The sequence below is a fragment of the Acinetobacter sp. A1 genome, from assembly GCF_012371315.1.
GTDB lineage: Bacteria > Pseudomonadota > Gammaproteobacteria > Pseudomonadales > Moraxellaceae > Acinetobacter.
Genome location: NZ_JAAZQY010000002.1, coordinates 54,094 through 76,086 on the forward strand (window position 1 = coordinate 54,094; position 21,993 = coordinate 76,086).

The 21,993-nt window shown below is 41.2% G+C and carries 22 protein-coding genes; 14 read left to right on the plus strand and 8 right to left on the minus strand.

Annotation, left to right across the window (positions count from 1 at the left end; all coding sequences use genetic code 11):
* Window positions 1-193: 193 nt before the first annotated feature.
* The 4 genes from HHA41_RS01055 to pabC all read right to left on the minus strand — a co-directional run bounded on the left by HHA41_RS01055 (window position 194) and on the right by pabC (window position 3,225).
* Window positions 194-610, minus strand: coding sequence for a PaaI family thioesterase (locus tag HHA41_RS01055; RefSeq protein WP_168460100.1), 417 nt, complete (start codon window positions 608-610; stop codon window positions 194-196).
* 107 nt (window positions 611-717) lie between these two features.
* Complete coding sequence (tmk, locus tag HHA41_RS01060; protein WP_168460102.1) at window positions 718-1,326, minus strand: dTMP kinase; 609 nt, start codon at window positions 1,324-1,326, stop codon at window positions 718-720.
* A gap of 2 nt (window positions 1,327-1,328) precedes the next feature.
* Window positions 1,329-2,399, minus strand: a complete 1,071-nt coding sequence (mltG, locus tag HHA41_RS01065; RefSeq protein ID WP_168460103.1) for an endolytic transglycosylase MltG — start codon at window positions 2,397-2,399, stop codon at window positions 1,329-1,331.
* Window positions 2,392-3,225, minus strand: a complete 834-nt coding sequence (gene pabC, locus HHA41_RS01070; protein WP_168460211.1) for an aminodeoxychorismate lyase — start codon at window positions 3,223-3,225, stop codon at window positions 2,392-2,394. The genes mltG and pabC overlap by 8 nt, the downstream gene beginning before the upstream one ends.
* Before the next feature lie 171 nt (window positions 3,226-3,396).
* Between pabC and HHA41_RS01075 the strand changes: the two genes are divergently transcribed.
* The 7 genes from HHA41_RS01075 (at window position 3,397) to HHA41_RS01105 (ending at window position 10,509) form a co-directional block, all read left to right on the plus strand.
* A complete protein-coding gene (locus HHA41_RS01075; RefSeq protein ID WP_168460105.1) occupies window positions 3,397-4,407 on the plus strand; it encodes a sulfate ABC transporter substrate-binding protein in 1,011 nt (336 codons plus the stop codon).
* A 265-nt stretch (window positions 4,408-4,672) separates the two neighbouring features.
* Window positions 4,673-5,278 (plus strand): alpha/beta hydrolase, encoded by a 606-nt coding sequence (locus tag HHA41_RS01080; protein WP_168460106.1) that lies wholly within the window; start codon window positions 4,673-4,675, stop codon window positions 5,276-5,278.
* A gap of 84 nt (window positions 5,279-5,362) precedes the next feature.
* Window positions 5,363-6,196: a sulfate ABC transporter permease subunit CysT gene (gene cysT, locus HHA41_RS01085; RefSeq protein WP_168460108.1), complete on the plus strand. Its 834-nt coding sequence runs from the start codon at window positions 5,363-5,365 to the stop codon at window positions 6,194-6,196.
* Complete coding sequence (cysW, locus tag HHA41_RS01090; protein ID WP_168460110.1) at window positions 6,193-7,086, plus strand: sulfate ABC transporter permease subunit CysW; 894 nt, start codon at window positions 6,193-6,195, stop codon at window positions 7,084-7,086. The genes cysT and cysW overlap by 4 nt, the downstream gene beginning before the upstream one ends.
* Window positions 7,087-7,097: 11 nt before the next feature.
* A complete protein-coding gene (locus tag HHA41_RS01095) occupies window positions 7,098-8,159 on the plus strand; it encodes a sulfate ABC transporter ATP-binding protein (RefSeq protein WP_168460112.1) in 1,062 nt (353 codons plus the stop codon).
* A gap of 52 nt (window positions 8,160-8,211) precedes the next feature.
* Window positions 8,212-9,135 carry a CysB family HTH-type transcriptional regulator gene (locus HHA41_RS01100; protein ID WP_168460114.1) on the plus strand — a complete coding sequence of 308 codons (924 nt, stop codon included), beginning with the start codon at window positions 8,212-8,214 and terminating at the stop codon, window positions 9,133-9,135.
* 201 nt (window positions 9,136-9,336) lie between these two features.
* Window positions 9,337-10,509: an outer membrane protein transport protein gene (locus tag HHA41_RS01105; RefSeq protein WP_168460116.1), complete on the plus strand. Its 1,173-nt coding sequence runs from the start codon at window positions 9,337-9,339 to the stop codon at window positions 10,507-10,509.
* 56 nt (window positions 10,510-10,565) lie between these two features.
* On the opposite strand, the gene carO is transcribed toward HHA41_RS01105, so the two are convergent.
* Window positions 10,566-11,282: an ornithine uptake porin CarO gene (gene carO / locus HHA41_RS01110; RefSeq protein ID WP_168460118.1), complete on the minus strand. Its 717-nt coding sequence runs from the start codon at window positions 11,280-11,282 to the stop codon at window positions 10,566-10,568.
* A 303-nt stretch (window positions 11,283-11,585) separates the two neighbouring features.
* On the opposite strand from carO, the gene dapD reads away from it, so the two are divergent.
* The 5 genes from dapD to HHA41_RS01135 all read left to right on the plus strand — a co-directional run bounded on the left by dapD (window position 11,586) and on the right by HHA41_RS01135 (window position 14,891).
* Window positions 11,586-12,407: a 2,3,4,5-tetrahydropyridine-2,6-dicarboxylate N-succinyltransferase gene (gene dapD, locus HHA41_RS01115; protein ID WP_168460120.1), complete on the plus strand. Its 822-nt coding sequence runs from the start codon at window positions 11,586-11,588 to the stop codon at window positions 12,405-12,407.
* 79 nt (window positions 12,408-12,486) lie between these two features.
* On the plus strand, window positions 12,487-13,197 hold the full coding sequence (gene queE, locus HHA41_RS01120) for a 7-carboxy-7-deazaguanine synthase QueE (protein ID WP_168460122.1): 711 nt from the start codon (window positions 12,487-12,489) through the stop codon (window positions 13,195-13,197).
* 74 nt (window positions 13,198-13,271) lie between these two features.
* Window positions 13,272-13,943 (plus strand): 7-cyano-7-deazaguanine synthase QueC, encoded by a 672-nt coding sequence (queC, locus tag HHA41_RS01125; protein ID WP_168460124.1) that lies wholly within the window; start codon window positions 13,272-13,274, stop codon window positions 13,941-13,943.
* A gap of 13 nt (window positions 13,944-13,956) precedes the next feature.
* The gene (locus HHA41_RS01130; protein ID WP_168460126.1) at window positions 13,957-14,361 is read left to right on the plus strand and encodes a hypothetical protein; all 405 of its coding nucleotides are present in this window, start codon (window positions 13,957-13,959) and stop codon (window positions 14,359-14,361) included.
* Between the two features lie 71 nt (window positions 14,362-14,432).
* Window positions 14,433-14,891 carry a peroxiredoxin gene (locus tag HHA41_RS01135; RefSeq protein WP_168460128.1) on the plus strand — a complete coding sequence of 153 codons (459 nt, stop codon included), beginning with the start codon at window positions 14,433-14,435 and terminating at the stop codon, window positions 14,889-14,891.
* Window positions 14,892-14,956: 65 nt separating this feature from the next.
* Here the strand turns inward: HHA41_RS01135 and HHA41_RS01140 are convergent, their stop codons facing one another.
* Window positions 14,957-15,532 carry a nicotinate-nicotinamide nucleotide adenylyltransferase gene (locus HHA41_RS01140; RefSeq protein ID WP_168460129.1) on the minus strand — a complete coding sequence of 192 codons (576 nt, stop codon included), beginning with the start codon at window positions 15,530-15,532 and terminating at the stop codon, window positions 14,957-14,959.
* A 100-nt stretch (window positions 15,533-15,632) separates the two neighbouring features.
* Here HHA41_RS01140 and HHA41_RS01145 point away from each other — a divergent pair, with 100 nt between their 5' ends.
* Both HHA41_RS01145 and HHA41_RS01150 read left to right on the plus strand, forming a co-directional pair.
* Window positions 15,633-16,433 (plus strand): enoyl-CoA hydratase-related protein, encoded by an 801-nt coding sequence (locus tag HHA41_RS01145; RefSeq protein WP_168460130.1) that lies wholly within the window; start codon window positions 15,633-15,635, stop codon window positions 16,431-16,433.
* 150 nt (window positions 16,434-16,583) lie between these two features.
* Entirely contained in the window at window positions 16,584-17,360 is a 777-nt protein-coding gene (locus tag HHA41_RS01150) for a nitroreductase family protein (protein ID WP_168460132.1), read from the plus strand.
* Here the strand turns inward: HHA41_RS01150 and HHA41_RS01155 are convergent.
* Both HHA41_RS01155 and purL read right to left on the minus strand, forming a co-directional pair.
* Entirely contained in the window at window positions 17,357-17,674 is a 318-nt protein-coding gene (locus HHA41_RS01155; RefSeq protein WP_168417786.1) for an NGG1p interacting factor NIF3, read from the minus strand. The two genes, HHA41_RS01150 and HHA41_RS01155, sit on opposite strands and share 4 nt — an antisense overlap.
* 178 nt (window positions 17,675-17,852) lie before the next feature.
* Window positions 17,853-21,689: a phosphoribosylformylglycinamidine synthase gene (gene purL, locus HHA41_RS01160; RefSeq protein ID WP_168460133.1), complete on the minus strand. Its 3,837-nt coding sequence runs from the start codon at window positions 21,687-21,689 to the stop codon at window positions 17,853-17,855.
* Window positions 21,690-21,993: the final 304 nt, after the last annotated feature.

The following is a 21,993-nucleotide window of genomic DNA, read 5'->3' on the forward strand; positions in this document are numbered from 1 at the left end:
TAGCTCCCTTGTTTTATCACTTACGGGTTGCTAGCTTAGACAAAAGCAGATTTGATCTATATGAAAAACATAAAATGAAATATTTGTGATTATTTTTTAACCAATCAAACCCTGACTTTCATGTGGTATGTGTACATATGTAACCACATGGTAAATATAAGTAACTAAAATTAAGATAAAGCTGACTTTATTCTCAGCCAATCTGTGGAATCGAATACGTCCCTGTGACATGCGCCACGGCATCATCTACACCTTCGGAATATACCCAAACCTCACCGACCACGAGGTTTTTCCCTACTTTCATTAAGCGACATTCACCACGTAAATTACGCCCTGCTGCGGGCTTGCGTAAAAAGTTGATGTTTAAATTACTGGTCACCGCCAAAGCCACCAAACCCAACTCCCCTAAAATGGCGATATAAAGTGCATAGTCTGCAACAGTCATCATAGTCGGCCCTGATACCGTACCACCGGGGCGTAAATCACGTTCATCGATGTGATAATTCACCAATGCCCCACGTGGCGTGATGGACACAATTTCACATTTTTCCAGACTTTGCGGAAACTCTACTTTTAAAAATTCAATAATTTCTTCTTTGGTCATGCTCATGTTGTTCGATTCACTATTTTTCTAAATGATAAAAAATCTTCTAAAGCACAATCACTATAGAAGATTTTTTAATGCAATCAAATGCGCAAGAATGACTGATTCGCTTGTTAAGTATTTGGCTGTAAATATTGCATTGCCTGTGCAAAGACTTGATCTGGGTTTTGAGTCGCATCCAAGCGTTTTACTCGTTCAGGTTGTTGTTCCCATAAAGTTTGATAACCGCCTCTGACTTTCTCAAAGAAAGTAGCTTTCTCTTGTTCAAAGCGGTCTAACTCACCCCGAGCACGTGCACGGGTCATACCCAGCTCAATTGGGGCATCCAACCAGAAAGTTAAGTCAGGCATACGTGCCACAAAATGGCTATTCAGCATGTTCAACTTCGCTACGCTTAAACCACGGCCAGCACATTGGTAGGCAAAACTTGCATCACTAAAACGGTCGCATAACACAGTTTTACCTGCAGCCATTGCTGGTAAAATCACCTGATCTAAATGCTGAGCACGCGCTGCATACATCAACAATAACTCAGTGTCTGAACACATTTTTTCTTCATGGTTGACCGCGAGTAACAAAGCACGAATTTGCTCTGCCATAGGGGTTCCACCTGGCTCACGGGTTAAAACCACCTCTTGACCTTGTGCAGTAAAATAATCATGAATACGGCGAATGAGTGTCGTTTTGCCTACCCCTTCGGTGCCTTCAAAACTGATAAACATGCTTATTCCCCTGATTTTTTCGCGCGCAGTACATTTAAATATTCCTGCACGGCACGGTTATGATCTTGCAAATTGGTGCTAAATTTATGTCCACCATTACCTGTCGCGACAAAATAAATGTTGTCAGATTGGTCTGGATGCATCGCCGCTTCAATGGCTTTTTGACTTGGCAAGGCAATTGGTGTTGGCGTTAAGCCACTCATGGTATAGGTGTTGTATGGCGTTGGAGTGCGTAAATCCTGACGGGTGATATTACCCTGATATTTATCGCCCATTCCATAAATAACAGTTGGGTCGGTTTGCAAGCGCATGCCCAGTTTTAAACGGCGTACAAACACCCCAGACACTTGCTGTAATTCAGCATCGACATTGGTTTCTTTTTCAATAATTGAGGCCATAATCAAGGCTTCATATTTATTTTTATAAGGTAAATCTGCTGCTCGATTATTCCAAGCATCATCTAATGCTTTCATTTGACGCTGATATAAATCGGTTAAAACTTTACGATCAGTTTCACCTTTAGCGAAAAAATACGTATTCGGTGCAAACAACCCTTCTGGATGTGCATAAGGAATATTTAAAGCTTTCAGCAATTCTGCATAAGGTAAATGCACTACTTCTTTACTGACCAAATCATCTTTCTTTAATGCCTCAATCAATTGCTTAAAGGTCGTGCCTTCAATAACCAAAATACGGTTCATTTGCGCATTTTCAGCATTGGCGATCATTTCCATAACCTGACGTACGCTCATGCCCTGACGCACTTCATATACACCTTTCTTCATGCTGTCATGGATCATCACCCGTTGGTACAACTTTAAAACAATTGGAAAGTTCACATGATCATCTTCAGCCAAACGATCAATAAAGCGTGAATACGTGTCGCCTTCATTAATTGCCAATAATTGTTTTTGACCTTCAACAGGATAATCTCTAAACAGACTTGACCATAAAATCACGCCAAGCACCAGTAATAGCCCCAGTATAAAAATGATGCCACCTTTCAAGGCACGCATAGACTGTACTGTATTAGTTTTCTTTTTAGATTTTGACGGGCGTTTAGGTTTAGACATAAGAATGTATCTGATTCAGTTGAAGTTGCTTAAATAATTGAATACACGATTGCACATCCAAAAGCTGTGACTGTAAATGGCTGGCAATTTTCATTGGACTAAGCGCATTGCAAAAAAATAAACTTTGAATGTCCGCAATTTCTGCAGCATCTATATCACGTTGTTCACACGCAATATTGTGCTGTTGCATCCGCGACAAAATTTCTGCCCGCATCACGCCGTGCACGCCATTATAACCAAGTTGCGGGGTAATCCATGTATTGTTTATAAGAATGAAACAATTACTACTCACACCTTCAACCACACGCCCCTGCACATCGGTTACCAAAGCCTCAAGCCACCCCGCTTGATCTGCCTCTTGTTTTAATAAAACCTGTTCAAGACGGTTCAAACTTTTCACACCGACCAACTGTGGCATCGTCAAGCCAATGGTCTGTTCTAAGACACCGCTTTGAATGATTTCGTAGTGGTATTCTGCCCCTAAAGTTTCTTGCGCCTGAGGATAAAAGAATACCCATACATCGGCAGGATGTTCGGGCAAGCTATAGCCACGTTGACCCTCACCACGACTCAGCACAATCTTTAATGTGCCATTTAACTTGCCCTGTTTTTGTTTTAAATCGGCCAGTGTTTTATTAATAAGTTCAAGATTTACAGTTAAATGCATGTGTTCTTTGGCATGCGCTAAACGCGCTAAATGCCGATGCCACAACTCAACTTGATTGTTGCGAATCCGTGCAGTACTAAAACAGCCATCGCCATAATGAAATGCCCGATCTAACAGGTGGATGTGCTCAATAGGCTCAGCATTTTTATAACACTGCATAGACAACTTACTCATGATTTATCACAAAATATAAAAAAGAATGAAGAAATTTATATTTATCATTTGCTGATATTCACCGCATTTTAAATTATTTTTTAAGAAAATGAACTGACTATATGCTTGCCTCATTCAACTCAGCACACAACAAAGCATAAACCAATGAGGTCAATCATGCGCTTTTCAAAATTTAAAATTGGGGTACTGGCAGCCATACTTTCTAGCACAGCACTGAGTGTATCTGCAAAAGACTTTCTCAATGTTTCTTACGACCCTACCCGTGAATTATACGAAGATGTCAATCAACACTTTGGCAACTACTGGAAAAAACGCACTGGACAAACTATTAATTTCAAGCAATCACACGGTGGCTCAGGTAAACAGGCACGTGCGGTTATTGATGGCTTAAATGCCGATGTTGTGACCCTAGCTTTAGCAGCGGATATAGATGTTATTGCAGAAAAAGCCAAACTATTACCCGCTGACTGGCAAAAAAAGTTACCGAATAACTCAACTCCATACACATCAACCATCGTATTTTTAGTCCGCCAAGGTAACCCTAAAAATATTAAGGACTGGGGCGATTTAGTTAAACCAAATGTTGCAATCATCACACCAAATCCGAAAACCTCAGGGGGCGCACGCTGGAATTACTTAGCAGCCTGGGCATGGGCTAAACATCAACCTGCTGGGAATGATACCAAAGCCCAAGAGTTTGTACGTCAAATCTATAAACAAACCAAAGTTCTTGATTCAGGGGCACGCGGTTCAACCACCACTTTTGCAGAGCGTGGTATTGGAGATGTCTTACTGGCTTGGGAAAATGAAGCTCATTTAGCGATTCGTGAACAGCCGGGTAAATTTGAAATTATTACCCCAAGCCTTTCTGTATTGGCAGAACCACCTGTGGCTATTGTCAATAAAAATGCCGAGAAAAAAGGCAATCAGCATCTTGCTCAAGGCTATTTAAACTTCTTGTACTCTCCTTTAGGGCAGGACTTAGCAGGTAAGCATTTTTACCGCCCACGCAGCGCAACCGCATTGACCAAGTATCAGCACGTATTCAAACCTTTAAAATTGGTCAGCATTGATCAAGAATTCGGTGGCTGGGAAAAAGTGCAGAAAGTCCATTTTGAAAATGGTGGTATTTTCGATCAAATTGTAAAAGCCAACGCTGCAAAATAAGCATGTGAAGGACTTGGGCAAGCACCCTCATTGAAAAATAGGGGTGCTTTTTTACCCTATTTTCTTATATATCTCTTTTATTCATATAAAATTCATTTTTAATTATTTTTTTTGCATAGAAACTCTCGCTATTCTTCGTGCAGGTTTCAAAAATGACTTTTAAACAATGGTCTAGTGATTTGAATTGCAAACCTAACCAGACCTTCCACTCAAAAAGTGGAACAGCAACGTCATTAATGTACATATATTTTTCAGGAGCATCGACATGATTCATACCGTAATTGTTCCAGGCGTGGGTGGCAGCGAACATGCTCACTGGCAGTCTTGGTTACAACGACAACTCATGTCTTGCTCACGTGTGCAACAACAAGACTGGAATTTACCAATTTTAAGTCATTGGGTGGCTGAGTTTGTGAAAACTGTTGCGCCTATTCAGGACGATATCCAAATCGTGGCACATAGCTTTGGCTGTCTGACCACAATTGCAGCCTTGGCACAATATCCTGAACTACAAGAAAAAATTAAAAATGTAGTTTTGGTTGCGCCTGCTAACCCTGCACGTTTTGGTGAATCAGGTTTTGCACAGCAAAGCCAAAACAACTATTTGGCTTATTTTAAGCAGCTCAAATGGTCTGTACCGACTCAATTATTAATTAGCGAAAATGACCCATGGCTAAGCTTTGAAGATGCGCAAGCCTTAGCGCAAACATGGCAATTAAAGCCTATTAATTTAGGTCAAGTTGGACATATTAATGTCGCTTCTGGCTTTGGTGCTTTCCCTGAGATTCATCATTATCTCATCTCACAAAATACGATGTCGCATATCAGCAATACTGATAACAGCAAGTATTTATTTAAATTTGCAATTTAACCCTTGCAAACTATGCTTGTGCCGAATTTACATTTTCTTTGCTCTGTTTGTTTTCAAACACAATTCTCTCTTTGAGGAGTCATCATGTCGCAGCGATCCCGAGTGCTGCCAGGATTTGGTCTTTCTCTAGGCTTTACCCTAGCGTATTTATCCTTAATTGTTCTTATTCCCTTATCGGCAGTATTTATTAAATCGCTTGGTATTGGTTGGGATGGTTTATGGGAAATTTTAAGTTCAGAACGTATTCTAAAATCTTTGCAACTCAGTTTTAGTGCTGCGCTCATCGCTGCCTTTATTAACGTGGTCTTTGGCCTGTTATTGGCATGGTGTCTAGTTCGCTACAGTTTCCCAGGCAAACGTATTATAGATGCGTTGGTCGATTTACCATTTGCTCTACCGACCGCAGTAGCAGGTATTGCGCTGACTTCTTTATATGCACCCACGGGTTGGATTGGTCAATATTTAGAGCCAATTGGCATTAAAGTCGCTTATACCCCAATCGGGATTACTTTGGCCTTGATTTTTATTGGTATTCCATTTGTGGTACGTACCGTACAACCTGTATTAAGTGATTTAGAAACCGAACTGGAAGAAGCTGCATCGGCACTAGGGGCAAACCGTTTTCAAATTGTCAGTAAAGTGATTTTTCCTATTTTACTGCCTGCCTTAATCACCGGCTTTGCTTTGGCATTTGCTCGTGGTGTAGGCGAATATGGTTCTGTTATTTTCATTGCAGGTAATCAGCCTTTTGAAACTGAAATTGCACCGTTAATGATTATTTCTCGCTTGGAAGAATACGACTACGCAGGTGCAACCACCATTGCTGTGGTGATGTTACTGATTTCTTTTGTGATGCTATTCCTTATTAATTTATTACAAGCATGGGCAAGCCGTCGCACAGGGAGAACTGCACGATGAGTTTAAATACCAACAGCAATGCTTTGGCTGAAAAACTACAGTCACGCGATGCCACCCGTGAACCGACTTGGGTGCGTTATACCCTAATTGCGATTGCCTTAATCTTCTTTTTAAGCTGCTTAATTTTGCCGCTGATTCTGGTCTTTGTAGAAGCCTTTAAACAAGGTGTAGGGGTTTATGCACAAGCACTGGTACATCCAGACACGCTATCGGCAGTGAAATTAACCTTACTGACCGCAGCCATTGCAGTCCCTTTAAACGTGGTTTTTGGTGTGGCAGCCGCATGGGCAGTCGCCAAATTCAACTTCCGAGGCAAATCTATCCTCACCACGCTAATTGATATGCCATTTTCAGTTTCTCCAGTCATTGCTGGTTTAATGCTGGTATTGATTTTTGGTACACAAGGCTGGATGGGTGGCTGGCTGATGGAACATGACATCAAAATTTTATATGCCGTTCCTGCAATTGTTATCGCAACCATTTTTATTACTGTACCTTTTGTAGCCCGTGAATTAATTCCATTAATGGAAGCACAAGGCACAGAAGAAGAAGAAGCAGCAATTGTATTGGGTGCTTCTGGCTGGCAAACCTTTTGGAAAGTCACTCTACCCAATATTAAATGGGGTTTAATTTACGGCGTGATTCTGTGTAATGCACGTGCGATGGGTGAGTTTGGTGCAGTATCGGTCGTGTCTGGGCATATTCGTGGTGAAACCAACACCCTGCCACTTCACGTCGAAATTCTCTATAACGAATATACCTTTAGTGCTGCGTTTGCAGTGTCATCACTCTTGGCACTCTTGGCTATTGTGACCCTAATTTTAAAAACCTGGGTAGAAATTCGCCAAGAAAAACAAAACCAACGTAATGAAGATTCAACCGTTTCTTAAGGAATGACCACATGAGTATTCAAGTTAAAAATATTGAAAAAAATTTTGGTGCATTCCATGCACTCAAAGACATCTCTCTCGATTTTCCAGATGGTCAATTGGTGGCACTGCTTGGGCCATCAGGCTGTGGTAAAACCACCCTGCTCCGTATTATTGCAGGTTTAGAATCTGCAGATCGTGGCCAAGTAATTTTAGAAGGTCAAGATGCGACCGAGGTGCATGTCCGTGAACGTCAGGTTGGTTTTGTATTCCAGCACTATGCCTTGTTCCGCCACATGACTGTATTTGACAACGTGGCTTTTGGTTTACGTGTACGTCCTCGCTCAACCCGACCTTCAGAAGCTGAAATTAAAAAACGTGTTACCCGTTTATTAGATTTGGTTCAACTTGGCTTTTTAGCTGACCGCTACCCTGCTCAGCTATCTGGCGGTCAACGTCAGCGTATTGCTTTAGCACGTGCCCTAGCGGTTGAACCACGTGTATTACTACTCGATGAACCTTTTGGCGCACTGGATGCCAAAGTACGTAAAGAATTACGTCGCTGGTTAAGAACCCTGCATGATGAGCTACACATCACGTCTATTTTCGTGACCCATGATCAAGAAGAAGCGCTCGAAGTTGCCGATCAAATTATTGTGATGAACAAAGGTAATGTCGAACAAATTGGTTCACCACGTGAAGTGTATGAAAAACCTGCCACACCGTTTGTATTTGACTTCTTAGGTCAAGCCAACCGTTTTGAAGGCCAACACCACAATGGCTTTGTTCAGATTGGTGAAGATCGGGTACAACTGCTGAACCAACCCAATGCACCGCAGGGTGACGTGATTGCATTTGCACGTCCAGATGAGTTGCATATTCATGCCCAACCACAAGAAAATACCATTCAAGCGACCTTCTTACGTGAAGTTTGGATTGCTGGTAAAGTAGTTGCAGAATTGCAAGATCGCCAAGGGAATTTAATTGAAATTGCACTAACTGCAGATGAAGCTAAGCTGCACCAATTCCGTCCAAATCAAACGGTTTGGTTAAGTGTAACCACTTTACATTTATTTGAAAATCAAGTCGCATAAGGACATTAATATGGAGCCTAACCCGCTCCATCCTTTTTAGGGTTGCACCACTATGAATTTCCAACAACTTAGAATTATTAGAGAAACCGTTCGGCAAAACTTTAATTTAACTGAAGCCTCAGCTGCACTGTACACCTCTCAATCTGGGGTCAGTAAGCACATTAAAGACCTTGAAGATGAATTAGGGGTACAACTCTTTGTGCGTAAAGGCAAACGCTTACTGGGGCTCACCGAACCCGGACAAGCCTTGCTGAGTATTGTAGAGCGCATGTTGGTCGATGCTGACAACATTAAACGCCTTGCCGATGACTTTAATAAAGTTGATGAAGGCACGCTCACCATTGCGACTACACATACCCAAGCGCGTTATGTGCTACCGCCTATTGTGAATTTGTTTAAAAAAGAATTTCCCAAAGTACATTTGATTTTGCAACAGGCCAGCCCTGTCGAAATTTCAGAAATGCTGCTTCAGGGTGAAGCCGATATTGGTATTGCAACAGAGTCTTTAACCACAGAAGACAACTTGGCTAGCGTACCTTACTATAACTGGCAGCACAGCATTATCACCCCGCAAGATCATCCTTTAGCGAGTAAAACTGACATTCAGCTGACCGATTTAGCAGACTACCCAATTATTACGTATCACGGTGGTTTTACGGGTCGCTCTAAAATTGATAAGGCTTTTACCGATGCAGGAATCGATGCCAATATTGTAATGTCAGCACTGGATGCCGATGTCATTAAGACCTATGTGGAATTAGGCATGGGCGTTGGTGTGGTCAACAATGTGGCATACGATGCTGAACGTGATTATCGTCTCAAACAAATTCAGACCGATATTTTTGGCATTAATACCACGTGGATTGCGGTGTGCAAAGGTCATTTACTGCGTGGCTACGGCTATGAGTTTATTTCATTATGTGCGCCAGATGCAGATATTAAAGCCTTGAAACGCATTGCCTATCCTGAAGAATAAGCCAAACTAGATCAACATAAGTACGTAAATTGACGTGCTTATGTTTCATCACTTTGCCATGAAATTGGTTTATCTTTTTGTGCAGCAAATAATTGAAATAATGATTTATATTTTATAAAAACCATGAATAATATAGAATCTAAAATAAAAAATACGATTCGATTTTAAATACGATTTTATAATTTCGACCAAGGGCGTAACATGAAATATCACATTTATACTGCGTTATTCTACGTGCTGCCCGTCGGTCATGTTTGTGCTGCAGGCTTAGAACGCAGCAATCAATCCATTCAAGCTTTCTTTGAAAAAGGCAATTATGCAGAAGTGTCTGTGCTGCAAGTCAACCCGAATGTTTCAGGAAAAGTGCAACCTGTTTCATCTCTAGGGAATCCTGAGTTTTCTACAGGCGATATGGTGAATAAGCAACACTACTTTCAAGCCGCCTTAAAACTACAACCGCATCCACAAATTTCGGTCGCATTATTATTTGACCAACCTTTTTTTACGGATGTGGGTTATCAGTTCAAAACGACTCACCCCTCTTCAGAAATTGCAGACGTTGAATTCGATTCAAACAACATGACTGCACTGGTTGGCTTCCAACCAAATGCAAACTGGAATCTGTTTACGGGTGTGAGCTACCAATCCTTTTCAGGGAATCTCAGAATTGGTACACACGTCGACAATATTTATTTTGATTATGATGTGCACTTCCCTAAAGATCACGCATGGGGCTGGCTGGCAGGTATCAGCTATCAACTTCCTGAATATGCTTTCACTACAGCTATTACCTACCGCTCTAAAATTAAGCACCATACCAATGCTAGCGAAAGTTTTTTGGGGTTTCCTCTAGAGATTGCACCACAGCATGCGACTACTATTCAAACACCAGAATCAATTAATTTCGATTTTCATACAGGTTTACCTGCACAAAATTTTCTCTATGCATCCTTAAGATGGGTGAATTGGCAAGATTTTGAAATTCAGCCCTCACAATATGCTGCAATGCTACAGCAAGTACCTAATATGAATTTAAATCTGATTGATTACCAAAAAAATCAGTGGTCGGCACGTTTGGGTGTAGCGCATCAATGGTCACCAAAATGGATCACTGCTGTTGAAGGATTGTGGGACTCAGGTGCAGGAAATCCTGCTTCCAGCTTCAACCCTGTAGATGGTTATTTAGGTTTAGGTACTGGCCTTATTTATAATTTCACCCCTAAAACTTTTGTGATTAGCGGTATTCATTATCTGTACTTTAATCAACCAAAGAATGCACAAGGGTCTTCTTTGCTTTCACAAAGCTCACACTTTTCACAACTCGAAGAACGGGATGCTTGGATTTATCATCTCAAACTTGCACACCGTTTTTAGTCCATCAAAAAAACGAGCCGAAGCTCGTTTTTTGTTCATTCAAACACTGACTTGAATTACCAATGGTAGCTCACACCCAGTTTCGCCACTGGCATCCATTCATATTTGTCATCGTTACGAACTTCATTCAGGTGATCTACTACTAGCTGGTTATCCTGCCAAGTGCCACCCTCAACTTTTACATTCGTTACTGTAGGGTTACCTGTATAGTAAGCACCAACTTCACCAAATACGCCCCAGTTTTTATTAAGTTTTGGTGCAAAACCTAGACCTAAATATGGTGCAATATCATTACTATAGTCAAGATCATAGCCAAGTTTGCTTAAACCAGTATTTTCACCCTTAACTTTAATAGTTCCACCATCATTACGAGCTTGTAAGCCGTATTGTTGATCGATGTAGCCTACACCCGCTGCAACATAAACACCTTGTGCCCATTTATTTGGACTTGCGCCCCAAGGACGTAATTCAGCATTTAAATAGGTCAAGTTATTATCCATATCAACGTCATAATTGACATCATCAACTTCAACATCATCCGACCAAGAAATATCACCACCGTTATAACCTAAAGCTAAGCCAACGTATGGGTTTGCAGTCCAAAGTAAGGCACCACCATAACCAGTTGTACCGACTTCAGCACGAACACCTGTTGGAATGAGTTGGTTACGGTCAAATGCATAACCATCCTGCACAACAGCTGTATCTGCCATTGCAGAACCTGCAACTGCTGCCAATACCGATGCGGCTAAAATTGTGTGTAAAGATTTCATTATGTTCTCCTCAAATTAAAACTTTTGAATTTTTCATTCGTTTTGTCATGGAAAAACTATAGGGCATGTTGCGCTCATCTTTTATGCAAGATTTGCTAGGTTTATGTTATTTTTTGATACAAATTCTTTTTTCTTGTTGATTATTAAACAATTTAATTTCAAAACAGTAACAATTAAGCTGTATATAATCTGTTTAGCTTTCGACCTTTCATTATAATTTCTTTATTTAAAGCTTAATTTTCAATCTATTCTTGACACAATATAGTGTAAAATCTTGGGAAAATTTTTCAGGTAATTACATCGATGTCGCAGCTTTCAACAATTATTGAACAAGCATTTGAAGACCGTGCTAATTTTACAGCGGCAGATTGCCCTGCTGAAATTCGCCAAGCAGTTGAACAAGTAATTGTGGGTTTAGACAATGGCACATTACGTGTAGCTGAAAAAATTAATGGTGAATGGATTGTTCACCAATGGTTGAAAAAAGCAGTTTTGCTGTCGTTTAAATTGAATGACAACAAGCCAATAGAATCTTGTGACCTTCGTTTTTACGACAAAGTCGATACTAAATTTACAGATTGGACTGACGAGCAATTTAAAGCAGCAGGAGTACGTGTTGTACCGCCTGCCGTAGCACGTAAAGGTTCATTCCAAGCCAAGAATGTCGTATTAATGCCTTCTTATGTAAACATTGGTGCCTATGTAGATGAAGGCACTATGGTAGATACATGGGCAACAGTGGGCTCTTGTGCACAAATTGGTAAAAATGTTCACTTATCAGGTGGTGTCGGCATTGGTGGTGTACTTGAACCTTTGCAAGCTAATCCCACTATTATTGAAGACAACTGCTTCATTGGTGCACGTTCTGAAATTGTAGAAGGCGTGATCGTAGAAGAAGGCTCAGTCATTTCTATGGGCGTGTATATTGGTCAATCTACCAAAATTTATGACCGAGAAACGGGCGAAATCCACTACGGCCGTGTACCTGCTGGCTCTGTTGTCGTATCAGGCAACTTGCCATCTAAGTGTGGCACATACAGCCTATATGCGGCTATCATCGTGAAAAAGGTGGATGCCAAAACACGTGCAAAAACCAGCTTGAACGATTTATTACGCGAAGACTAATTTCCTTTCAGTCTTCAGCATCTCTACGATCAGCAATGATCGTAGGGATTTTTGTTTTTTATATACTGTGATGAATATTATGAGTACGCTCCGATCTTCCGCTATTCCTGTTTCTGATCCGTCTGCGGGGTTACGCATTACGGAGATTTTTTATTCATTACAGGGCGAAGCCAATACGTCTGGTTTACCGACAGTCTTTATTCGTCTTACGGGTTGCCCTTTGCGCTGCCATTATTGTGATACTACATATTCTTTTGAAGGTGGTGAACGCAAGTCTTTAGACGACATTATTCAAACCACGCTCGATTTTAAAACCCCCTACGTATGTGTCACGGGTGGCGAGCCACTAGCTCAACCCAATGCACTGCCACTTATGCAGCGTCTGGCAGATTTAGGCTGTGAAGTGTCTTTAGAAACTAGCGGTGCTCTAGATGTATCTAAAGTGGATCATCGTGTGTCTAAAGTACTAGATTTAAAAACCCCTGCATCGGGTGAAATGTCACGTAATTTATTATCAAATTTAGATTTTTTAACTCCGCATGATCAAATTAAGTTTGTGATTTGCAATCATGACGATTATCTTTGGGCTAAACAGCAGCTTGAACAATATCAACTGCATAAAAAAGTAGATACAGTGTGGTTCTCCCCCGCATTTGCAGTCGAAAAAGGTGCAGTAAGCCTACCTCAGCTTGCACGTGATTTAGCGCAGTGGATTTTAGCCGACCATCTCCCTGTTCGTTTCCAGTTACAATTGCATAAATTGCTTTGGAACGATGAAACAGGTCGCTAATGCTGACTGCCGAAATTGCTCAGTATTTTGCTCAGATCTTAAATCTTAATTTTTAAAGTTTTGGAGATTCAACTATGCGCCCTCGTGCCATTGTATTGTTATCTGGTGGATTAGACTCAACCACGTGTTTGGCATGGGCACAAGCGCGTTATGAATGTATTGCGCTTAGTTTTATGTATGGTCAGCGTTCTACCACAGAATTGGATGCTGCACGCACCTTGACCCAAAAAGCAGGCGTTGAGCACCGTGTGATTAATATTGATTTGGGTAATTTAGGTGGTTCTGCGTTAACCGATCACAGCATTGAAGTACCTGACCATGAGCAAGAAGGTATTCCTGTTACCTATGTGCCTGCTCGTAATACCATCTTCCTGTCTTATGCCTTAGCTGCAGCAGAAGTATTTGATGCAGAAGCGATTGTGATCGGTATCAATGCGGTAGATTATTCAGGTTATCCTGACTGCCGCCCTGAATTTATTGATGCTTTTGCCAATATGGCACGTCTGGCCACCAAAGTGGGTGTAGAAGGCAAACCGCTAAAATTTGAAACACCATTGTTACATTTATCCAAAGCAAATATTATTCGCTTAGGTATTGAACATGGCGTAGACTATAGTCAAACGGTTTCTTGCTACCAAGCAGATGACCAAGGACGTGCTTGTGGTAAATGTGACAGCTGTCGCTTACGCAAACAAGGTTTTGCCGATGCAGGTGTTGCAGACCCAACGCGTTATATACCGTCATAACAAGGTAAAGTGTATGAAAAATTTAAAATCAAACATTATGGTTTCTGCGATTATGTCTGTTGCTGCATTATTCGCAACAACGACACACGCAAATAATGACAAGTTGCAACAAGCATATAAAAGCACCAATGTAAAAGCAGCTTTAATTAATGTTTGTAAAGAAGAAACTGCAAAAGGCAAAAAACTGACTACAGCTGAAGTAAGCAAATATTGTACTTGTGCAGTAGAAGCAGATGGTAAATTAACCAACGCTCAAAAATGGGAAATTCAAAGCGCAATTAACCAGAAAAAGAGCCCTGCGACTTTAGCTTTTGTACAAAAGCAAAATAAAGATTTGCAAGCTTGTTTTGGTCCTCAGCTCACAGGTAAATTAAAAACCTTAACTGAAGAAGCAATGAAAGCTGCTGAGAAAAAATAATTTTTTCTTAACAATTTCAACTAGCCACTTTATGTGGCTAGTTTTTTATGTGCATGATTTTGGAGAAAAATATGAGCACGACAATTCAATTACCAAATCAAGCTTTTCCTGCCACTACAGGTGAAGTAAATTTAACCGAACTTGGTACAGATTGGTTAGTGGTGTATTTTTACCCGAAAGATTCTACCCCTGGCTGCACCACACAAGCTGTCGATTTTACAGCGCTAAAGCCACAATTTGAGGCACTCAATACCACCATCATTGGTATTTCGCGCGACTCGGTCAAAGCCCATCAAAACTTTACCGAAAAGCAATCTTTAGGTATTAATTTAATTAGTGACAAAGAAGAAGTGCTGTGCCAATTGTTTGATGTAATCAAAGAAAAAAATATGTATGGAAAAAAAGTAATGGGCATTGAACGCTCGACTTTTATTTTCCATCAAGGTCAACTGGTAAAAGAATATCGTAAAGTCAAAGCTGCAGGGCATGCAGAACAAGTCTTGGCTGACTTAACTGCTTTACAGGCTTAATTTTTCTGCTTTAAAAAATTATGGATGATTGATGCATTTTCAATCATCCATTTCTCTCTAAAAATTTATTCTTCAAGCAAATTGCTGCTGTCCTGTTGTTGATATTTTTCTTGTAACTGTTGATAAATAGCTGTGCTTTGAAATGCCTTTAAGAAATCAATTGTGCCTTTCGGGAAAAAATTAGGCTGGATTTCCCCACGATAATACGCTTCACGCGCAGGTGTAGCAGACATCGCACCTTGCAAACTGTCTAGCTCGACCATTTCCCATTCAGGAAAAAACTTTAAATAATAAGATGAATCATCTTTAAAATGCCCAATCAATCCAACTCGGTTTTGTGGCTGAATCAGTTCATTCACTAAAGATTTCACCAGTTTTTGCCATTTTTCATCATTATACACATCTACTACGTGCACAAATTTGATCCGCTCTTGCATATCTGGCGTAAAGTTAGACAAAATCATTTGTTCACGTTCTTTGGCTAAAAACGGATTTTTCAAATTACGCTCAGCTTGAGCCGAACCCAAGGCCAAAATCACATAATGACTGCGCTGCAAAGCAATTTGAATAGTTTGCAAGTGTGCTAAATGAAATGGCTGAAAACGGCCAATGAAAACCAAATAATCAAAGGTATATTGCATAATAAATCTAACTTTTTATGAACTCATGAGTTGTGCCAGCGCTGCGAATTTGCGACATAATGAGCCATAAATTCAACCCAATTAAAGCAAGGATAGTACGATGACACTGAGCTGTATTCAACAACCCCATCCACATTTGAATGCGAATTTAGAGCATGGCGTACTGACTTTAGCCATCAATCGCCCAGAAGCAAAAAATGCGCTGTATGGTGAATTATATTTATGGATTGCACAAGCCTTAGATGAGGCAGATCAAGCCAATGAAGTGCGTTGTGTCATTTTACGTGGTGCAGATGCCGACTTTAGTGCAGGCAATGACATGCAAGACTTTATGAAGTCTGCTGCACTTAAAGGGCAATTGCCTGCTGCGGAAGGCCCTCCATTCATCTTGCTAAAATCTGCAGCTAAGTTTTCAAAACCTCTAATTGCTGCAGTTCGTGGGGTAGCAATTGGCATTGGTGTCACAATTCTGTTACATGCAGATTTAGTTTATAGCGATGACACTGCGCTATTCCAGATTCCATTTGTGAGTTTAGGTTTATCGCCAGAAGGGGCTTCGAGCAAGCTTTTAGTGGAGCAAGCAGGCTATCATAAAGCTGCTGAACTTTTACTGACTGCACAAAAATTTAATAGTGAAACTGCCTTGGCTGCAAATTTAGTCAATAGCATTGAAAGTGATGTCTATGCAACTGCACAGCAAAAAGCAGCGCAATTGGCCGCTTTACCATTGGCTTCACTCAAACAATCTAAAGCGTTAATGAAACACAATGTAGATGAAATTGTGGCATGGATTGACCATGAAGCAGAAATATTCATGCAACGTGTCGGCTCACCTGAAATGATGGAAGCTGTGCAGGCCTTTATGCAAAAGCGTAAGCCTGACTTTAGCCAGTTTAATTAAGCTGCTGTTTCGCTAAAAATGCATTCAATACTCCACCTGAATTAAAAAGAACGACAAACCACATTCGGCTTAAGCGAATGTGGTTTTTTCTTTATTCGCCCCCATATTTTGCTAAGTGCCGTATATCATTAAAATTGAGGATTATCTGAAATGTCTACTAAGCTTACTCAAGACACCAAACTAGAGAAAAAAGAACGCTATTTTGAAGCTGCCCCACAAGATATTGATGTCGAAAACTTTAAAAAAGTCATTCAAAGCCGTCGTTCAGTACGTAAATTTACCGACAAAGCCATACCTGCTGAGGTTTTAGATGATTGCTTAGACATGGCCTTACTTGCACCAAACTCATCTAACTTGCAGCCGTGGACATTTGTTGTGGTGCAAAACCCTGCTAAGAAAAAGCAACTGGTCAAAGCCTGTTTAGGACAGCTTGCGGCACGCACTGCCGCAGAGCTCATTGTGTGTATTGCACGCACAGACCGGGTGGATGAAATGGCCAAAAAGAACATCAGTGAATTTCCTTTTCCTGAAGCCCCTGCTGCAGTGAAAAAGTATTACAAATTTATTCCTTATAACTACATGACTGGTTACCTAAACACAGTAGGTAACTTTAAGAAAGTTGCATTTAAAATTGCTCGTAGTTTAGATAAACAATTACCTGTCACTGCCTTCACCCCTGCCGATGCAAAACTTTGGGCCAGTAAAACCACCGCACTCGCTTGTGAAAATATGGTATTAGCACTTCGTGCACATGGCTTTGACAGCTGTATGATGGAAGGTTTTGATGAACCAATGGTACGCAAATTATTAAAGCTGAACGATCAACAGCACCCAGTTATGGTTATTGCTGCGGGTGAACGTGCAGAAGATGGTGTATTTTTCCCGCAATATCGTTTTGACCGTGGGTTATTTATTCAAAAGGTTTAATCCTTTATTTCAATTATTTGTAAAAACTCAAAGGCAGGTTCTTCATAAGGATGACTTGCCTTGAGTGCCTTTGCCACTGCCTTGGCGTATTGCTCAGGCACAATGGTTTCCACTCTCCACTCGGCTACCTGTTCTAAAGTATCCAACTCACCAATAAATGGTTGTGCGCCCTGTACTGGTTTAAATTGACCTGTGCCTAAAACCTGCCATGCACAATGCTCATAATTGCCAATACCGCCCGCACCCGCTGTAAAAATAGCATTCTTGGTTGCTTCAAGATGTGATTCAGGTACATAGTAGATGAGTTTCAGCATATATTTTCCTTAATAAGCATTTAAATAAAATCGTTCGTTAAAATCTATTTAAAATAGTCTAAACAGAATTTATTCGATAAGCCTTGTTGTTCTATACAAAACACTTAATCATTTAAATCAGATAAAACAAATAAGCCACCCGAAGGTGGCTTAGTCTAATTATCAATTTAGCTCAAGCTTAACCAATAAACTTACGTGCATTGCGGAACATACGTAACCATGCACCATCTTCAGTCCATTCTTCAGGCTTCCAAGAATGTTGAAGTGCACGGAAATTACGTTCAGGGTGCGGCATCATAATCGTTGCACGACCATCGGTTGAAGTCACCCCAGAAATAGCATCTGGTGAGCCATTCGGGTTCATTGGATAATGCTGCGTTGCATTTCCATGACTGTCCACATAACGTAAAATCACTTGGTTGCCTGCATTCAATGCAGCCAAATTCGCTTCTGGTGCAACGACACGACCTTCACCATGTGCAACGGCAATTGGTAAAATTGAACCTTGCATATCTTGTAATAAGACAGAGTTCGATTTTTCCACACGTACGTTAACGCTACGTGCCTCAAATACTTCTGAAGTATTGCGATGGAAACGTGGCCACGCTTCTGCACCTGGAATTAATGGCGCTAATTGTGACAGCATTTGACATCCGTTACAGATACCCAATGAGAAAGTTTCTTGACGGTTAAAAAATTTCTCAAACTGATCACGCAGTTTCGGGTTAAACAACACAGATTTAGCCCAACCACCTCCAGCGCCCAATACGTCACCATAAGAGAAGCCACCACACGCCACTAAACCTTCAAAGTCGTCTAAATCGACACGACCTGCAAGTAAGTCACTCATGTGTACATCAACAGTGTTAAAGCCAACTTTGTCAAACGCTGCCGCCATTTCTACATGACCATTCACACCCTGCTCACGTAAAATCACCATATTAGGACGACGTGTGTTGATATACGGTGCTTCTACAGGCTCATTTAAATCAAAGCTTGGTTGTGCAATTAAGCCTTTGTGTGCTTTATCGGTAATTAATGCAAACTCTTGATCAGCAGTTTCTGAGTTATCACGTAAACGTTGGATTTGGTGGGATACTTCAGTCCATGCCACTTGCAAGTCTGCACGTTCAAGTACCAAACCATTTACAGTAAGTTGGTCTGTGTTATTGACGGTACCCACGACTGTAATTGCATCTTTCAAAGTAGATGCAGCAACTTCAGCAGCTAAGTCAGCCCAATCTGCTTTAGAGATTTGTAGTACTGCACCAATTTCTTCAGCAAACAATGCTGCAACAGATTGATCTTCAAGTGCCACACCTAAACGTGAAGCAAACATCATTTCTGCAACAGTCGCCAATAAACCACCATCACCAATGTCGTGATAGGCTTGGATCAGACCACGTGCATTCCAATCTTGCACCAACGCAAAGAAAGCTTTGAACTCATCAAAATTGTCTACATCTGGTGTGATTGAACCAATGGCTTTATACACCTGTGCCAAAATTGAACCGCCTAAACGGAACTGACCTTTAGACAAGTCAATGCGTACTAACACTGAATCGGTATTTTTTAATTCAGGAGTTAATGTTTTGCGTACATCGGTTACAGGTGCAAAGGCTGTGATGACACCTGACATTGGTGAAGTTACAGATTTTTCTTCGCCTTCGTCATTCCAAGTGGTACGCATAGACAATGAGTCTTTACCTACTGGAATTGCAATACCGAGTGCAGGACACATTTCCATACCAATGGCTTTAACACCTTCAAACAAGGCTTGGTCTTCACCTTTTTGCCCTGCTGCCGCCATCCAGTTTGCAGATAATTTAATATCGCTAATCTGATCAATTTTGGCCGACATGATGTTAGAAATTGATTCTGCCACTGCCAAACGTGCAGATGCTGCTGGGTTTAACAATGCTACAGGCGGACGTTCACCCATTGCCATTGCTTCACCTGTGAAGCCTTGCAAGCTAGTTGTGGTCACCGCTGCATCCGCAACAGGGACTTGCCATGGGCCAACCATCTGATCACGTGCAACCATACCGGTAATTGAACGGTCACCAATGGTGATTAGGAATGATTTAGAAGCAACTGTTGGATTTTTCAAGACGCGGTAAATCGCATCTTTCAGATCGGTGACTTGTGCCGCAGCAAAGTCATCCCCTTTACGCTCAATGCTTTCATACGAACGGCTCATGCGAGGTGTACCACCTAACATAACCTGCATTGGCATATCTACAGCTTTGTTTTCAAATAGCGGGTCTTCAACCGTTAAATGACGCGCTTCAGTCGCTTCACCCAATACTGCAAACGGGCAACGCTCACGCGCACAGATCGACTCAAATAATTCTAAAGAACTTGGACGGATAGCCAATACGTAACGTTCTTGCGCTTCGTTTGACCAAATTTCCATAGGCGACATGCCAGGTTCTAAAGATGGAATCTTACGCAAATCAAGTACTGCGCCCAATTCGTGATCATTCACCAATTCAGGCATTGCGTTAGAAATACCACCTGCACCAACGTCATGCACCGATACGATTGGGTTGGCATCTTCCAAACGCCAGCAAGTATCAATCACTTCTTGGCAACGGCGTTCCATTTCTGGGTTTTCACGTTGTACTGAAGCGAAGTCAAGGTTTTCACCCATTGTACCGCTATCTACAGAAGATGCAGCACCACCGCCCAAACCAATTAACATGGCTGGACCGCCTAAAACGATGAGCAAGTCACCTGGCTGAATTGGATCTTTTTCAACATGATCTGGACGAATGTTACCGTAACCACCTGCAATCATGATTGGTTTATGGAAGCCTTTGACTTCACCATTCACGTTTTGCTCAAAAGTACGGAAGTAACCATTTAACGCAGGACGACCAAATTCGTTGTTGAATGCTGCACCACCCAACGGACCTTCAATCATAATTTGTAATGGCGATGCCATACGTGAAGGTTTACCGTAATTTTCTTCCCAAGGCTGTTCAAAACCAGGAATGTTCAAGTTAGATACAGTAAAACCTGTCAAACCAGCTTTTGGTTTACCACCACGGCCTGTTGCACCTTCATCACGGATTTCACCGCCCGAACCTGTTGCAGCACCTGCAAATGGAGCAATTGCCGTTGGGTGGTTGTGAGTTTCCACTTTCATTAGAATGTGGGCAGCTTGGCTCTTGTACTTATAAACGTAGTGACCTGTCGCTGCGTCTTTTTTCGGATAAAAACGCTGAGTATCAAAACCCACAATGACCGAAGCGTTGTCTTTATAGGCAGATAAAACATCTGTAGGTGATTCTTTATAGGTGTTCTTAATCATTTGGAACAATGACAATGGCTGTACTTCGCCATCAATTGTCCATTCAGAACCAAAGATTTTGTGACGGCAATGCTCAGAGTTAGCTTGCGCAAACATCATCAATTCGATGTCATGCGGATTACGACCTAACTTGATAAATGCATCAGTTAAATAATCAATTTCTTCATCAGACAATGCAAAACCAAATTCGCTGTTGGCTTTTACCAGCGCAGACTTACCTTCGCCCAAAATATCAATGCTGTTGAGCGGTTTTGGCTCAGTTTCAGTAAATAACGCTGCCGCATCATCTATATGATTGAACACACTTTCAGTCATGCGGTCATGCAATACTTGTTTAACTTCATTCGATACCGCTGAAATACCTTTCAGGGTGAACAAAACACCACGCTCTAAGCGGTGCACAGGTGTATTACAGTTAGCAAAAATATCTGTTGCTTTTGATGACCACGGTGAAATTGTACCCACACGTGGAGTGACTAAAATTTGAACTTCATCACTTGCAGCTTGGCGTAATTCAAAAGACGCACCATCGTTTAAAAGCTGTAAAGCAGATTGCTGTTGTTGCTCGTCGAGCGCTTGGTCAAATAAATAAACCCATTGGCTATCGAAAGATTGAACAGAACTCATTGACGCTAAACGGTTTAAGAGTTGAGTTTTCTTAAAAGAAGAATGTGCAGGTGCACCGGCAACGATAAACATGCTGATTTTGGCTCCACGGGCTGATCTTTTGGACCATGCCACAATGTGACTTGAAGAGAGCGCATATTCTACTGTGAAATGCCCAAATCAGCTAGATGGCAAAACAGTTTTATTGCTGCGTTTCAGCAGCAAAACTTCTGAATATTGAGATAAAGCATAGATTTCCGATGGTTTTGCATCTTAGATGATTCTGCCATTTTAGAAACACGTTAAAGCTGTATTTTAAAAGACAACTCATGTCGCACTCCCCTAGAGCTTTTGCATTTTTTTTGGCATGATGCAAACAAGCACATAGTGAATAATG